This is a genomic window from Campylobacter sp. US25a, assembly GCF_004379075.1.
Taxonomy (GTDB): Bacteria; Campylobacterota; Campylobacteria; order Campylobacterales; family Campylobacteraceae; genus Campylobacter_D; species Campylobacter_D jejuni.
This window is the reverse complement of the sequence record NZ_RYYM01000008.1, coordinates 23723-36946: the sequence shown is the minus strand read 5'-3', so window position 1 is coordinate 36946 and position 13224 is coordinate 23723. Positions and strand designations below refer to the sequence as shown.

The 13224-nt window shown below is 29.0% G+C and carries 15 protein-coding genes; 2 read left to right on the top strand and 13 right to left on the bottom strand.

The genetic code is table 11. From position 1 onward, the window contains the following. Positions 1–3: 3 nt before the first annotated feature. The 7 genes from ELQ12_RS06755 to ELQ12_RS06725 form a co-directional block, all read right to left on the bottom strand. Entirely contained in the window at positions 4–438 is a 435-nt protein-coding gene (locus ELQ12_RS06755) for a flagellar protein FlgN (protein ID WP_002856482.1), read from the bottom strand. Positions 439–478: 40 nt separating this feature from the next. Then, the gene (flgM, locus tag ELQ12_RS06750) at positions 479–676 is read right to left on the bottom strand and encodes a flagellar biosynthesis anti-sigma factor FlgM (RefSeq protein ID WP_070277332.1); all 198 of its coding nucleotides are present in this window, start codon (positions 674–676) and stop codon (positions 479–481) included. Between the two features lie 62 nt (positions 677–738). Next, complete coding sequence (locus tag ELQ12_RS06745; protein ID WP_002784057.1) at positions 739–1080, bottom strand: hypothetical protein; 342 nt, start codon at positions 1078–1080, stop codon at positions 739–741. Further along, a complete protein-coding gene (locus ELQ12_RS06740) occupies positions 1080–2126 on the bottom strand; it encodes a flagellar basal body P-ring protein FlgI (protein ID WP_134264663.1) in 1047 nt (348 codons plus the stop codon). The genes ELQ12_RS06745 and ELQ12_RS06740 overlap by 1 nt, the downstream gene beginning before the upstream one ends. 58 nt (positions 2127–2184) lie before the next feature. Then, a complete protein-coding gene (gene rsmD, locus ELQ12_RS06735; RefSeq protein WP_134264668.1) occupies positions 2185–2868 on the bottom strand; it encodes a 16S rRNA (guanine(966)-N(2))-methyltransferase RsmD in 684 nt (227 codons plus the stop codon). Next, on the bottom strand, positions 2861–3244 hold the full coding sequence (locus ELQ12_RS06730; RefSeq protein WP_134264662.1) for an ornithine carbamoyltransferase: 384 nt from the start codon (positions 3242–3244) through the stop codon (positions 2861–2863). Before ELQ12_RS06730 ends, rsmD begins: the two co-directional genes overlap by 8 nt. Next, positions 3241–4314, bottom strand: a complete 1074-nt coding sequence (locus ELQ12_RS06725; RefSeq protein ID WP_134264661.1) for a DUF5644 domain-containing protein — start codon at positions 4312–4314, stop codon at positions 3241–3243. Before ELQ12_RS06725 ends, ELQ12_RS06730 begins: the two co-directional genes overlap by 4 nt. An 86-nt stretch (positions 4315–4400) precedes the next feature. Between ELQ12_RS06725 and ELQ12_RS06720 the strand changes: the two genes are divergently transcribed. Together ELQ12_RS06720 and truD are read left to right on the top strand one after the other, a co-directional pair. Further along, positions 4401–5222, top strand: coding sequence for a thiamine-phosphate kinase (locus ELQ12_RS06720; protein WP_134264660.1), 822 nt, complete (start codon positions 4401–4403; stop codon positions 5220–5222). Then, on the top strand, positions 5191–6309 hold the full coding sequence (truD, locus tag ELQ12_RS06715; protein WP_134264659.1) for a tRNA pseudouridine(13) synthase TruD: 1119 nt from the start codon (positions 5191–5193) through the stop codon (positions 6307–6309). Before ELQ12_RS06720 ends, truD begins: the two co-directional genes overlap by 32 nt. On the opposite strand, the gene ELQ12_RS06710 is transcribed toward truD, so the two are convergent. The 6 genes from ELQ12_RS06710 to cysD form a co-directional block, all read right to left on the bottom strand. Continuing rightward, entirely contained in the window at positions 6302–7261 is a 960-nt protein-coding gene (locus ELQ12_RS06710) for a radical SAM protein (protein ID WP_134264658.1), read from the bottom strand. The genes truD and ELQ12_RS06710 overlap by 8 nt on opposite strands. Continuing rightward, positions 7261–8487, bottom strand: coding sequence for a sulfotransferase family 2 domain-containing protein (locus tag ELQ12_RS06705; protein ID WP_134264657.1), 1227 nt, complete (start codon positions 8485–8487; stop codon positions 7261–7263). Before ELQ12_RS06705 ends, ELQ12_RS06710 begins: the two co-directional genes overlap by 1 nt. Before the next feature lie 87 nt (positions 8488–8574). After that, entirely contained in the window at positions 8575–9174 is a 600-nt protein-coding gene (gene cysC, locus ELQ12_RS06700; protein WP_134264656.1) for an adenylyl-sulfate kinase, read from the bottom strand. A 7-nt stretch (positions 9175–9181) separates the two neighbouring features. Then, complete coding sequence (locus ELQ12_RS06695) at positions 9182–10894, bottom strand: SLC13 family permease (protein ID WP_134264655.1); 1713 nt, start codon at positions 10892–10894, stop codon at positions 9182–9184. Beyond that, positions 10891–12306 carry a sulfate adenylyltransferase subunit CysN gene (gene cysN / locus ELQ12_RS06690; RefSeq protein ID WP_134264654.1) on the bottom strand — a complete coding sequence of 472 codons (1416 nt, stop codon included), beginning with the start codon at positions 12304–12306 and terminating at the stop codon, positions 10891–10893. Before cysN ends, ELQ12_RS06695 begins: the two co-directional genes overlap by 4 nt. After that, positions 12306–13211 (bottom strand): sulfate adenylyltransferase subunit CysD, encoded by a 906-nt coding sequence (gene cysD / locus ELQ12_RS06685; RefSeq protein WP_134264653.1) that lies wholly within the window; start codon positions 13209–13211, stop codon positions 12306–12308. The genes cysN and cysD overlap by 1 nt, the downstream gene beginning before the upstream one ends. Between the last annotated feature and the right edge of the window lie 13 nt (positions 13212–13224).

Sequence of the window (13224 nt, the reverse complement as noted above, 5' to 3'; positions counted from 1 at the left end):
TCCTTATACATTGATCTTGAAAATTGACTCTGGATTTGTCTTTTTATCTCCATAAGCATTATTTGTTCCATCATTGATATCAAACATTTTATTTACTAAGCTATCAAGAAAATCTTTGACAATAAGAACAAATTTAGCATACTCTTTGTTTTTACTATGAAGGTTTTGAAGATTTTTTTTAAGTAGATCTAGTTTTTGTTTATCTTCATCATCTAAGAGTTCACTAAGCCCTTTTGTAGAGCTATTATTTAGCTCAACCAAGGCAACATCAAGTTGTTTTTTAGCTGTAATAAATTCGGCGATAAGTTTGTTTTTTTCTTCTACACTTGGCGTTACACTCTCATGTTTAGCCACTTTAATATTTTCTATATCTTCTTCGGTTAAAGCAATAAGTTTTGCTAAGATAGCATTTACTTCATCAAGTCTTTGTTTAAGCATATTTTCTCCTTTTCTCTCTCAAAAAAAGGAGAATGAAAATTTAGATTAAAGAGTCAGCAATTGCAGTAGCTGTAGCTTTTGTATCGATTTTATAAGTACCGTTTTTAATCTGCTCTGCGATTTTACTCGCTTTATCATTTTCCGTTTTTTGAGTATCGTTTGTTTTTGTTTCTTTATCTATTCTATTTGTATTTAATGTGGTGTTTGCCACATAACTTTGTTGTATAGGATTGATCATTTCTGCCTCCTTGATCTTAGTTATAATCCTCTACAAACCATATCGACCCAAATTTAAAAAACTTAACCCCTTTCTTTTAAAAAATCGTATAATAATTTTGAAAAACCCATACCTCCACTTAAAGCTTTACTCATAGTATCGTTATACATGGAAGAGTATATTTCATCGCTGGCATCTTTTCCAAAGAGTGAATTTTGACTTTTTAAAGATACGTCTAAAACTTGCTTTAAAAAAAATGCCTCAAAAGCATCTGTTTGTTCTTTTAAGGCTTCATCTTCTTTGCTCTTTGTAACTATATCATTGTCATTTATTTTGATGCTTGATTCTAAACTTCTTGCTTTGGCTGCACGATCAAGTAAAGCGCTATTCATACTATAAGTATTTAAAAAATTATCCACTTTCATTAGATGATCTCCAAATCCGCGTTAATTGCACCTGCGCGCTTTAAATTTTCCATAATAGCGATAATGTCATTTGGGGTTGCTCCAAGTTTGTTAAGCATTCTAGCTATATTTGCAACTGTGCTTTTTGCATTGTTGATTCTTAAGGTATTTGAACTTGGATCTACAAAACCACCATCTTTCATATCGATTTCATTTTGATTAGCTACTGCGTTATTGTTTGGATCTATTTTTATAGTGATATCTTTATGAGTGATTAAAACAGGTTCTACCTCTACATCAACTCCAGCAATCACTGTTCCTGTTCTTTCATCGATGATAACTTTGCTTTGTGGTTTATAGGCTATATCTTGTTCTAAAACTCTTGCCATAAAATCAACATTTGAAAGATCTTCGGGTTTTTTGAGTTTTACTGTGCGAGAGTCGATGGCTTTAGCTACTTCTTCGCCAAAGACAGTATTTAAAACTCTTTCTATATCGTTTGCGGTTTTAAAGTCCGCTACTTTTAAACTTAAGGTTAGATCATTATTTTGGCTAAAATTTTGTGGAATTTCTCTTTCTACATTAGCTCCACCCATTACAGTTGCAGTAGTTGAGTGAGAACCTGCTCCTCCTGGTCTAGGTGTTAAACCTCCTGTTGAGATAGAGCCTTGTGCTATGGCATAAATTTCACCATCAATCCCACGAAGTGCAGTCAGTAAAAGTGTTCCGCCTTGTAAAGATTTTGCATCACCCATAGATGAAACGGTAATATCAAGTTTATCTCCGCTTTTTGCAAAGGCTGGAAGTTTGGCTGTAACCATAACAGCTGCGGTATTTTTTGATTTGATATCGTTAGGATCTACTTTGATATTCATACCTTGCAAAAGGTTTGAGATGGATTGTAGTGTAAATTTAGAGCTTGTTCCATCACCACTTCCATTAAGCCCTACAACAAGTCCATAACCTATAAGTTGATTCTCTCTTACACCTACAGTGTTTGCTACATCCTTGATTTGCACTGCAAAAATGCTTGTTATAAAGAGTAAAAATATCGTTAAAACTCTCATGGATTCTTCCTTTAATCTATTGTTGATGATAGATCAAGCAAGAAGTGTTCCAAGTGAGTTAAGAAGAGTAAAAACTTAAACTTGTTGATCCAAATTTCTTTTCTTTGACTTTTTGAAAATTTTGGATTTTTTCGGGAGTTTTTATGGTTGAGTGGTGTTCAAAAATGATTAAATTTAAAGTCTTTAAATCTAAATTTTCTAAAAAATGATAAATTTTTTCATAAATATCGCTAAAACCTTCCCTAATATCAAAAGGTGGATCAAGATATAAGATGATTTCATTTTTTGAATTTTCTATGAGTTTGGGTAAAATTTCAAAAGTATTTGCATGGATCACTTCTAAATTTGGATCTATGTTTTTAGCATTTTCTAAAGCAATTTTATAAGCTTTTGCATCAAGTTCTATAGCATAAGCTTTTAAAGCATAATTGCTTAGTGCTTCAGCCGCCATTAAAGCACTTCCGCCAAAGGCTTCAATGAAAATTTTATCTCTTAAATCTTCTCTTATTACATTAAAAACACAACTTTTTACTATGCTTTTAGTACTTCTTGTTGTTGTAAGACTAGGTAAAAATAGTTTTTTCCCTTTGTATTTACCACTTTCTATATTTGTATAAAGCTTTGTTTCTTTAGTTTTTTTTGTTTTTTCTTTAGGAGGTTTAATTTCTTGTTTTTGAAGAAATTTTTTTCTTTTTTCATTGTGATTAAAAAAGTCTTTAACGCTTATAAATTCATCATTCATCATTAAGTGCTTTTACGAGTTTGTTTTTAAGATCTTTTATGGCAAGATCGATTTTATTTTCATAATCTTTTTTAAATTCCAAAGCAATAGCGTCAATTTTTTCTTCAAGCAGTCTTTTTTGTTCAAGTGCAAGTTGTAAAGCTGCTGCTTTTAAAGCATTGTCAAATTCATTTAAAGACTCAAACAAGGCTTCTTTGCTAAATGGCACGCTTAAAAATGGAGAGTTCTTAGAGATGATAAATAAGGGTTTTGCGGTATGAATTTTTTCATCGCTAATGATGAAATCACAATCTTTTTTCATTACCAAATGATCTTTTAAAAAAAGTTCTAAAGTTCTTTCTATAATGAGATCTTTGCATTCTAAAGAGATTTTCATATCAAACTAACCTTTAAAGTGTGATTTTTTAATGATGGAGCTTGTATGCCTTCGATAAGGGCTAAAAACTCAAAACGGCTCAAAATATAAAAGTCTTCAAATTCCCTTCCACTTGTTTGCATAAGTTTTTTAGCGCAAGTATCAAAAAGATAAAAATCCTTTTCTTCTTTTACTACCATAAAATCAGCTCCGCTATCATAAGCGTCCAAAACAATATCTGCAGCCATTTTATAGCTTAGTGTGGGATTTAAATTCAGTAAAGTAAAGCCATTATTTTTTATACTGTTTTCATAGGAAATAAATTTGGCCTCAAGTCTTGATTTTAAAGTATCACAAGCATTAAAACCATAAAAAGCTATATTGAAATCTTTAAAATTATGTTTAATTTCCTTAAGTTCCTTGATCTCATTATCAAAAGCATTGGTTTTAGGTAAATCAAAGTGTAAAATATTTTTATCAAAAAGCCCTAAATTTAAAATTTCATTCTGTAGGTTTTTGATCGTTGTTTCTAAAATTTCATTTTTGCTTTCAAGGTGATAAAAAATACCCTTTTCTTTATCTGCTAGAGTTTTTAAAATTTCTATCTTTTTTTCAGGATATTTTTCTATCATTTTTGAGGCCAAATAAAACACTCCATCACCCATATATTCAGGAAGATAGTCTAAAATTTCATTCGCATAATATAAATAATCATATTTTGCATAAAGCTTTTTATCCTCTTTATCGCCAAATTTTTCAAGATATTTGTATTTGTCTAAAAAATCATTTTTATCGACGATAAGATCTTTAATAGCTCTTTTTGTGCTTAAAGGCTCGATGCAAAGATTAAAATCAAATTCTTTTGCTATTTTTTCTAAAGGCGTAAAAAGTGGTATGATTTGCTTATTTACAACTATGTAAGTATCTTCATCTTTATCAAAATCAAAATAAATATCATCATCTTGAACTTGCAAAAGCAAATCATAAAAACTTGCAAAATTTTCATAATTATCATAAATATAAGGTTTATAATAAGCCTCATAATCCTTGGTTTTATCAAATCTAAAAATTCTTAATTCTAATTTTTTCATGGTTTTTCCTTAAATATTTATATATTATATAAAATTTTTCTAAAATTCACTAGAATTTAAAAGGAAATTTTATAAAATCACGCATTATGAACAAAGAAGATTTTATTATCAAAGCTTTTTTAAATGAAAAAAATGGCGATGATGGAGCTATTATTGATGATTGGTGTTTTAGCAAAGATTTGTTTTTTGAAAATGTGCATTTTAAAAGAGAGTGGCTTAGCTTAGAGCAAATTGCTACAAAAGCAATGCTTGTTAATATCTCAGATGCTATTTCAATGAATGCTGTACCAAAATACGCACTTTTAGGACTTGCCCTACCAAAAAATTTAAGCGAAAATGAGATCAAAGCCTTACAAAAAGGCTTCTTAAAAACAGCTAAGAAATTTAATATAAAAATCATAGGCGGCGATACTATAAGCAATGATAAAATAGACATTAGTCTTACTATCATTTCAAGGATTAATAATAAAGCCGTTTTTAGAAAAGGTTTAAAAAAGGGACATTTACTTGCTTATACAGGAAAATTAGGACGAAGTTTAAAAGGGCTTGAAATTTTACAAAATGGGGGCACTTTAAAACCAAATCATATATTTATAAAGCCAAAATTAAGAGCTAGTTTTTTTTATGAAATCGCACCTTTAATTTCTTGTGCTATGGATATTTCAGATGGTTTAAGTAAGGATTTATCAAGGCTTTTAGCTTTAAATAAATGCGGTATTTCTTGGTTTAAAAAACTTGATGATTATACGCTTTATAGCGGAGAAGAATATGAAATTTTATTTGCTTTTGATGAAAAAGAGCGTCAAAATATAGAAACAATAGCCAAAAAACACGGCGTGAAATTAAATATCTTTGGAAAAGCAGTGAAAGGAAAATATGAATTTAGCGGAAGAGAACATCATTTTTAAGCCTTTGTATAGTTTAAAACACAGTCCTATTGATGCGTATTTTAGTAAAAACAGCGATGATTTTGTAGTGCGTGAAAGACCTTTGTATGAATTTAGCGGTAAGGGCGAACATCTTATTTTGTATATCAATAAAAAAGATTTAACCACAAATGAAGCTTTAAAAATTTTAAGTGAAGCAAGCGGGGTTAAAATAAGAGATTTTGGTTATGCAGGGCTTAAAGACAAGCAAGGATCAACCTTTCAATACCTTTCTATGCCTAAAAAATTTGAGAGTTTTTTGTCAAATTTTTCTTATCCTAAACTTAAAATTTTAGAAACTTTTATCCATGAAAATAAGCTAAGAATAGGGCATTTAAAAGGAAATTCTTTTTTCATACGCTTAAAAAAAGTTTTACCAAGCGATGCTTTAAAACTAGAACAAGCTTTGATGAATTTGGATAAACAAGGTTTTGCGAATTATTTTGGTTATCAGCGTTTTGGAAAATTTGGGGATAATTACAAAGAAGGGCTTGAAATTTTACGTGGCAAAAAGATGAAAAATATAAAAATGAAAGAGTTTTTAATTTCAGCTTTTCAAAGTGAGCTTTTTAATCGCTATTTGAGTAAAAGAGTGGAGTTATCACATTTTGCAAATGATTTTAGTGAAAAAGAATTGATCCAAATTTATAAAATCTCCAAAGAAGAAGCTAAGGAACTTAAAAAACAAGAACAATTTTTTAAGCTTTTAAAAGGTGAAGTTTTAGGGCATTATCCTTTTGGAAAGTGTTTTTTATGTGAGGATTTAGAAAGTGAGATTAAACGTTTTAAGGCAAGAGATATTAGCGCTATGGGACTTTTAATCGGTACTAAGGCTTATGAAACAGGAGAAGGTTTGGCTTTAAATTTAGAAAATGAAATTTTTAAAGATGCTTTGGAGTTTAAATCCAAAATGAAAGGTTCAAGACGCTTTATGTTGGGATATTTAGAAGAATTAAAATGGCGTTATGATGAAGAAAAAGCTCATTTTTGTATAGAGTTTTTCTTACAAAAAGGCTCTTATGCCACTGTAGTTTTAGAAGAAATTTTGCATAATACAATCTTTAGTTAACTGCATATTCTGTTATATTTTTTGTACTATGACACCAAGGTCTACGATCCATTTTTGAAATGGCGCAATATCTGCAGAATGGCAAAGGTTTGGATATAAAGTTTAATATTTCATTATAACTTGTAATTTTTTTAAGTTCAAGATAATCCCTATTAGAAATTTGCAAATTTTGCTTAAAGTAGCTATTAAAATATTTGATATTTGCTACTATAGGACATGGGTATACTATACCATCCTTTATTTGTATTCTTATATTAGCTCTGTGACAAATTGTAAAATTATCAAATGGATCGCTATCGCCTTTTAAATTTAAAGCTGTTTTAAAACTGGTTTTTTCTATGTTTTCATCATTGAAAAAAGATAGTGTTATGTTATATTCTTTGCATTTTTGTTTAATATTTTCCCAGTCAATTTTCAAGGGATATTTTGTAGGTCTTAGGATGATATTATTTTCTTCTAAAGCTTTCCAGAAAGAATTATCTTGTTTCGGGAGCAAAATTCCATTAGTAATTAACCAAATTGAGTTATTTTTAAAATGTTTCCTTAAAATATAAAAATATTCTTTACAATCTTTATTCATCAAAGGTTCCCCTCCTGCTAAATAAAACTGTTCTACCATTCCTTCGGTAATGTGAAATATTTTTTGCACATCTTTTTCAAATTGATTTAATTCATAATAGCCTTTTTTAGCTATCTGAGAGAAATTATCGCAACTAAAACAATTTAAATTACAGTGTTCTGCTAAATGAAAACTAATACCGTGTAAAAAAGGTCTAGGAGTAATTTTTTTAATTTTTTCTGTTATACCCCCCCCCGTTGTCATATTGTTTAATAAAATATTATTTATTTTTTCTAGTTCTGTAATTCTAGATTGTAATTCTAAAATATGCTTATATTTCTTTTTAGTCTGTAGTTTTTTTACTAGTGATAATAGCCATTGTTTTAGTTTCATTAATTTTTCCTTTTTAAATTTTGTATATTAATTAACCAAAATTTAATATACCCACCCTTATACCAATTCTTACTAGCTTTAATAAAAGCTTCTCCTAATTTATAAGTAAAACATTCTTTTTCTTTTAAAGCTTCATTATAATCTGGATAAGTTTCTAAAGGAGGTAAGGCTAAATTTGGATTTTTCTTTACTTTAAATTTATAAGCCTTTTGTTCTTGTTTATGTGAAATAACAATACTTAATATTATAAAAGGTAAAGATAAGTAGCCTAATACACTTTTAGAATTTAAAATCAAAGTTTGTCCTAGTTTATAAGAAAGTTGGTTTTGAATACGAGCTTTGGCTTTTCCATAGTGATTTTGGAAGTTTAGTATTTCATTTAAATTATGAATTTGATTTTCCTTTATAGTTAATAGGTTTTCTTTATTTTTTAAGGTTTTATTCAAGTTGTAAATTTGATTAGTTTGTTGTAAGATTATATTATTTTGGAAATTTATTTCTTTATTTTTTTTAAATTGCAATAGTCTAAGTTTTTCTATCTCTTTATTTTTTAAAAATAATTTTTCTTTGTACATACTTAATAAGAATTGCGCATCCAAATTCTTATAAATAGATTCTTTATACTCCAAATCATAATCAAATAATGCAAAATCTTCCTTATAAAGCTCTGCTATTATATTGTATGTTTTTTCATTATAATAATTTGAGAAAATTTCATGTTTACTGGAATTTGAATGAATTAAATTTCTATCAAAATTTAATTCGTTTTTAACTATTTTAAAATCATTATTTATATTTTCTAATTTACCTATAAAATTAACTAAAATATTTTTATTTTCATCACAGATAAATTTATATTGCGGAGTAAAATGTTGCCAAGATAGAATTTTATCTTTGATATTTTTATTTTTTAAAGCCAAAACAAATTGTTCAAAAGTATCAAAGTTTTTTAAATTTTCATCTGCCCAATTTTTATCATAATCATTTCCACCACCTTTTTTAAGATAATGGAATGCAGAAACCATTCTGTCAAAAGGATTTCTTACAAAAGCAAAGGAAAAATAACTTTCAAATTTGTTTTTATCTTGATTGATATAGTCTAATGCTCTTACATGTCCAACAAGCCATTTGTCTGTTTCAAAAACAACTCGTTCTATACTTGTTCCAGCAACTTTTGGCACATGGATAAAGATACAACCATATTTATCGTGATAATCTTTAAACAATATTTAACTCCATCAAACAAGAATTTTTAAAATTTTATTATGTAAAAATTTTTTACTCAAATATTTTTATTTTCTACATAAATTTTTTCAAGCATCAATATATCCATTTTCTTTAAGATAGTCTAAGATTATATCTACATTTTCATTAAGTTTGGCTTTGGAATTTTGCAAATGAATTTCAGGATTTTGAGGTTTTTCATAAGGACTGTCTATGCCTGTGAAATTTTTTATTTCTCCATTTCTTGCCTTTTTGTAAAGTCCTTTAGGATCTCTTTTTTCACAGAGTTCTAAAGGTGTATCTACAAAAATTTCTATAAATTCATCTTTTTTTACCAAAGATCTTGCTAAAGCTCTATCACTTTTAAAGGGTGAGATAAAAGCGCTTAGTATAATCAAACCACTGTCAACAAAAAGTTTGCAAAGTTCTGCTATGCGTCTTATGTTTTCCACTCTTGAGTTTTCATCAAAGCCTAAGTCTTTATTTAAACCCATGCGAATATTATCTCCATCAAGCAAATACGTATGAAAACCAAGCTCGTATAATTTCTGTTCTAAGGCATTAGCAATGGTTGATTTTCCACTTGCGCTAAGTCCTGTTAGCCAAAGTACGCAAGGTTTTTGATTTTTAAGTTTTGATCTTTGTTCTTTGGTGATATTTGTATTATGCCAGGTAAGATTTTTATCCATAAATATCCTAAAAATTAAAGATTAAAGGTATGCCTATAAGAACTATAACACTATACACGATAGAAACAATGGCACCTATTTTTATAAAATCTGTCATTTTGTAATCACAAAGCGAGCTAACCATTAAATGAGTTTGGTATCCATGTGGTATCATAAACCCAGCACTAGCCCCATAAGCTACAGCAAAGATGAAAGGTAAAGGATTTGCTCCCAAGGCTTGAGCTGTGGCAAAACCTATAGGGAAAGCTAAGGCCGCAGCAGCGTTATTGGTAATAAATTCGGTTAAAAGTAGGGTTAAAAGATAAACCCCTATAAAACTTCCATAAACTCCATAATGTCCAAAAAAACCTGTGATAAGTTGGGCTAAATCTTTGGCAAGTCCGCTATCTACAAGTACTTTAGTAATTGCTAAAGAAGAGCCTACTATGATAAAAATATCAAAAGGAAAACGCCTTTTTATTTCATCAAGCTTGATAAATTTGCAAAGTAGTAAAAAGCCTAAACAAATAAGCAAGGCCTTGGTAAAAGAGATAAAATTTAAAGCCGAAAAAACAATAACACTTAAAAAAGCCATTATGGTCAATAAGCTTTTTTTAGCATCAAGTTTTTCGTTTTGTTTGATATTTGAAAGTAAATAAAAATTTTTAGCCAAATTATCCCTTAGGATAAAATCTTTACCCACAGATAAAATCATTCTATCTCCAGCTTGCAAAACACTTTCGCCAATTTTTTTGATATGCACATCTCCTCTTTGTAAAGAAATAATAGCTGCGTCAATTTTAGATCTAAAATTAGCTTCTTTTACACTTTTTCCAATTAAATTAGAAGTTGGAGAAATGATTGCATCGATAAATTTACTTTCTTTTAACTCGTAACCATCTGCAAGTTTTAAGCCATCAAATTTATTTAGAGTTTCAAGTTGTGAAATATCTCCACTAAATATAAGTGTATCTTTTGCATTTATGATTTCATTATGTGAAACGGGAGTGATGCTTTGATTGTTTCTTTGAATTTCTACTAAAAATAAAAACTCTAAATTTCTAAGTTTGTTCTCTTCTATGCTTTTACCTATTAAAGAGCTATTTTCTAAAACTTTTAAAGCGATTAAATGTTCTTTTATATTTTTATCTTTATTTTCATAATGAGGCAATAATTTACTAAAAATCATCAAAACCAAAATCATTCCTATGCTTAAAGCTATACCTATATAAAAAAAATCAAACATTTTAAGACTTGGTAGTCCATTTTGTACCACAAAGGAATTGATGATTAAATTTGTAGAAGTTCCCACAAGAGTGATAACACCACCTACTATGGCAAAATAAGAAAGAGGGATTAAAAGCTTTGAAGGAGCTTGAAATTTATTGTTTTTTACTATACCCATAAAGCTTGCTACCACTGCGGTATTGTTTAAAAAGGCTGAAACCGCACAAGTAATTACACCTAATCTCAAAAGAGAAAGATTATAGTTTTTTCCTATGATAAATTTACTTGCCCATTCTATAATGATAGTTTTTTCAACAGCGATAGAAACTAAAAGTAGCAACATGAGTGAAATTAAAGAATCATTTGTATAAGAACTTATCCAAGTTTTAAAATCAAGATAACCTAAAGCATAGTAAAATCCTGCCAAACTTCCAAATAAAACAGCAGGCTTTATTTTGTTGTGTATGAGCAATATAAGTAGAATTAAAAGCGTAATACCTACTATGATTTTCATATTTTTCTACACCCCCATTCTGGATAGTTTTTTCTTATAAAAGCGTTAAATTCTATTTCAGCTTGAGTGTAAATTCTTTGGCTTTGCTGTGAATTTAAAATTTTTATTATCATACCTGCGGCCAAGGTTTCATTGCTATATTTATCGATGATAATAAATGATCCTAAGGTTTTATTATCTTTATACTCTTTAAGTGCTAAATTTTTATCTAGTTTTAAAGTACAATTTGCGATATCATTAAGTATTAAATTTGAGGTATTTTCTTCTTTAAAAGTATTGATATCTTTTTTATAGTTAATATTTTCAAATTTAATATTGCAAAGATTATGAGCTCTTTTTATAAGATAATTTTCATTAAGATCTAATTGTTTTTGACTCATCCATATAATCATAGCTTCAAAAACATTGCTCATTTTAAGATCATGGTTGATAGATGTCAAAATATCGCCTCTAGAAATATCGATTTCATCTTCTAAACATAAACTTACGGCCATATTAACACAAGCTTCATTTTGACTTGGAATGATTTCATTTTCATCTAAAGCTCTTAAATCTTTAATATCACTTGTAATGATACTTTTAATTTTAGATTTTTGCATAGAAGGCAAGACTATAACTTCATCTTGTAATTTTATATAACCACTTGCTATATTTCCACAAAAACTACGAAAATTTAAATGCGGACGATTAACATACTGCACAGGCATGATAAAATCATTTTGAATGATTTTATTTATTTTAATTTCATCTAAAAGTGCAAGTAGAGTTTCACCTTTATACCAAGATAAATTTCTACTTTTTTGAGTGATATTTTCACCATTTAAAGCACAAATGGGAATAAAGTGTGTTTGGATATCTTCTTGCAAATAAGGGATGATTTTTTCATAATCTTTACAAATATTATTAAAGATTTTTTCTTCGTAAGAAACTAGATCCATTTTGTTAATGGCAATGATAAAATTTTTAATACCAAGTAAGCTCACTATATAAGAATGCCTTTTAGTCTGCTTTAAAACCCCTTTTCTTGCATCAATTAAAATAATAGCAATATCTGCTGTACTTGCTCCTGTTGCCATGTTTCTAGTGTATTGTTCATGCCCTGGGGTATCAGCTATAATAAATTTGCGTTTATTACTGGTAAAAAATCTATAAGCCACATCTATGGTAATGCCTTGTTCTCTTTCGCTTGCAAGCCCATCTACTAAAAGTGCAAAATCAAGTTTATCTCCGGCATTCCCCATTTTTTTACTATCTTTTTCTAAGGTGCTTAATTGATCACTAAAAAGAGCTTTAGTATCATAAAGTAATCTTCCTATAAGAGTGGATTTTCCATCATCAACGCTACCACAAGTGATAAAACGACAAAGTTCTTTATTTTCATGTTCTTTTAGATAATTTTCTACACTTTGCATTAAAAATATCCTTGTTGTTTTTTCTTTTCCATGCTAGCTTCTTCATCACTATCTATAAGTCTTCCCTGTCTTTCACTGGTTGTAGCTAGAAGTAGTTCTTCTATGATATCTAAAACACTTGTGGCATTTGAATTTATGGCTCCAGTTAGAGGATAGCAACCCAAAGTTCTAAATCTTACCATTTCTTCTTTAGTATTTTTTGCTAAATCTTTTGGCATTCTATCATCATCAACTAAAATTTTTGTTCCCATGTATTCAACTATAGGTCTTTTTTTGGCAAGATAAAGACTTGGTATAGGAATATTTTCAAGGTATATATACTGCCAAATATCAAGTTCAGTCCAATTGCTCAGCGGAAAAACTCTTATGGATTCTCCTTTTTTATGGCGTCCATTATATAAATTCCAAAGTTCTGGGCGTTGGTTTTTAGGATCCCAAGCATGATTTTCATCACGGAAGGAATAAATTCTCTCTTTTGCTCGAGATTTTTCCTCATCGCGTCTAGCTCCTCCAAAAACAGCATCAAATTGGTATAAATCAAGCATTTGCTTTAAAGCTTGAGTTTTCATGATATCTGTATGCATATTTGAGCCATGTGTAAAAGGGGATATATTTATTTCTTTGCCTTTTGGATTGGTATAAACGATAAGTTCCATACCGAGTTCTTTAGCTCTTTTATTACGAAATTCTATCATTTCTTTAAATTTCCAAGTCGTATCTACATGCACTAAAGGCAAAGGAGGAGTAGCTGGATAAAAAGCTTTTTGTAAAAGATGAAGCATCACTGAACTATCTTTACCTATGCTATAAAGCATAGCTGGCTTTTCAAATTCAGATATTACTTCACGCATTATGAAAATAGACTCACTTTCAAGTTGTCTTAAATGGGTAAGATTGAAAGTCATTTTAATCCTTTTA

Bases quoted from the DNA above. Each gene is read 5' to 3' on its own strand.
- ELQ12_RS06755 (WP_002856482.1), bottom strand. From the start codon at position 438: ATGCTTAAACAAAGACTTGATGAAGTAAATGCTATCTTAGCAAAACTT.
- cysN (WP_134264654.1), bottom strand. From the start codon at position 12,306: ATGCAAAGTGTAGAAAATTATCTAAAAGAACATGAAAATAAAGAACTT.
- truD (WP_134264659.1), top strand. From the start codon at position 5,191: ATGAATTTAGCGGAAGAGAACATCATTTTTAAGCCTTTGTATAGTTTA.
- cysD (WP_134264653.1), bottom strand. From the start codon at position 13,211: ATGACTTTCAATCTTACCCATTTAAGACAACTTGAAAGTGAGTCTATT.
- ELQ12_RS06725 (WP_134264661.1), bottom strand. From the start codon at position 4,314: ATGAAAAAATTAGAATTAAGAATTTTTAGATTTGATAAAACCAAGGAT.
- rsmD (WP_134264668.1), bottom strand. From the start codon at position 2,868: ATGAATGATGAATTTATAAGCGTTAAAGACTTTTTTAATCACAATGAA.
- ELQ12_RS06695 (WP_134264655.1), bottom strand. From the start codon at position 10,894: ATGAAAATCATAGTAGGTATTACGCTTTTAATTCTACTTATATTGCTC.
- ELQ12_RS06730 (WP_134264662.1), bottom strand. From the start codon at position 3,244: ATGAAAATCTCTTTAGAATGCAAAGATCTCATTATAGAAAGAACTTTA.
- ELQ12_RS06710 (WP_134264658.1), bottom strand. From the start codon at position 7,261: ATGAAACTAAAACAATGGCTATTATCACTAGTAAAAAAACTACAGACT.
- ELQ12_RS06740 (WP_134264663.1), bottom strand. From the start codon at position 2,126: ATGAGAGTTTTAACGATATTTTTACTCTTTATAACAAGCATTTTTGCA.
- cysC (WP_134264656.1), bottom strand. From the start codon at position 9,174: ATGGATAAAAATCTTACCTGGCATAATACAAATATCACCAAAGAACAA.
- ELQ12_RS06745 (WP_002784057.1), bottom strand. From the start codon at position 1,080: ATGAAAGTGGATAATTTTTTAAATACTTATAGTATGAATAGCGCTTTA.
- flgM (WP_070277332.1), bottom strand. From the start codon at position 676: ATGATCAATCCTATACAACAAAGTTATGTGGCAAACACCACATTAAAT.
- ELQ12_RS06720 (WP_134264660.1), top strand. From the start codon at position 4,401: ATGAACAAAGAAGATTTTATTATCAAAGCTTTTTTAAATGAAAAAAAT.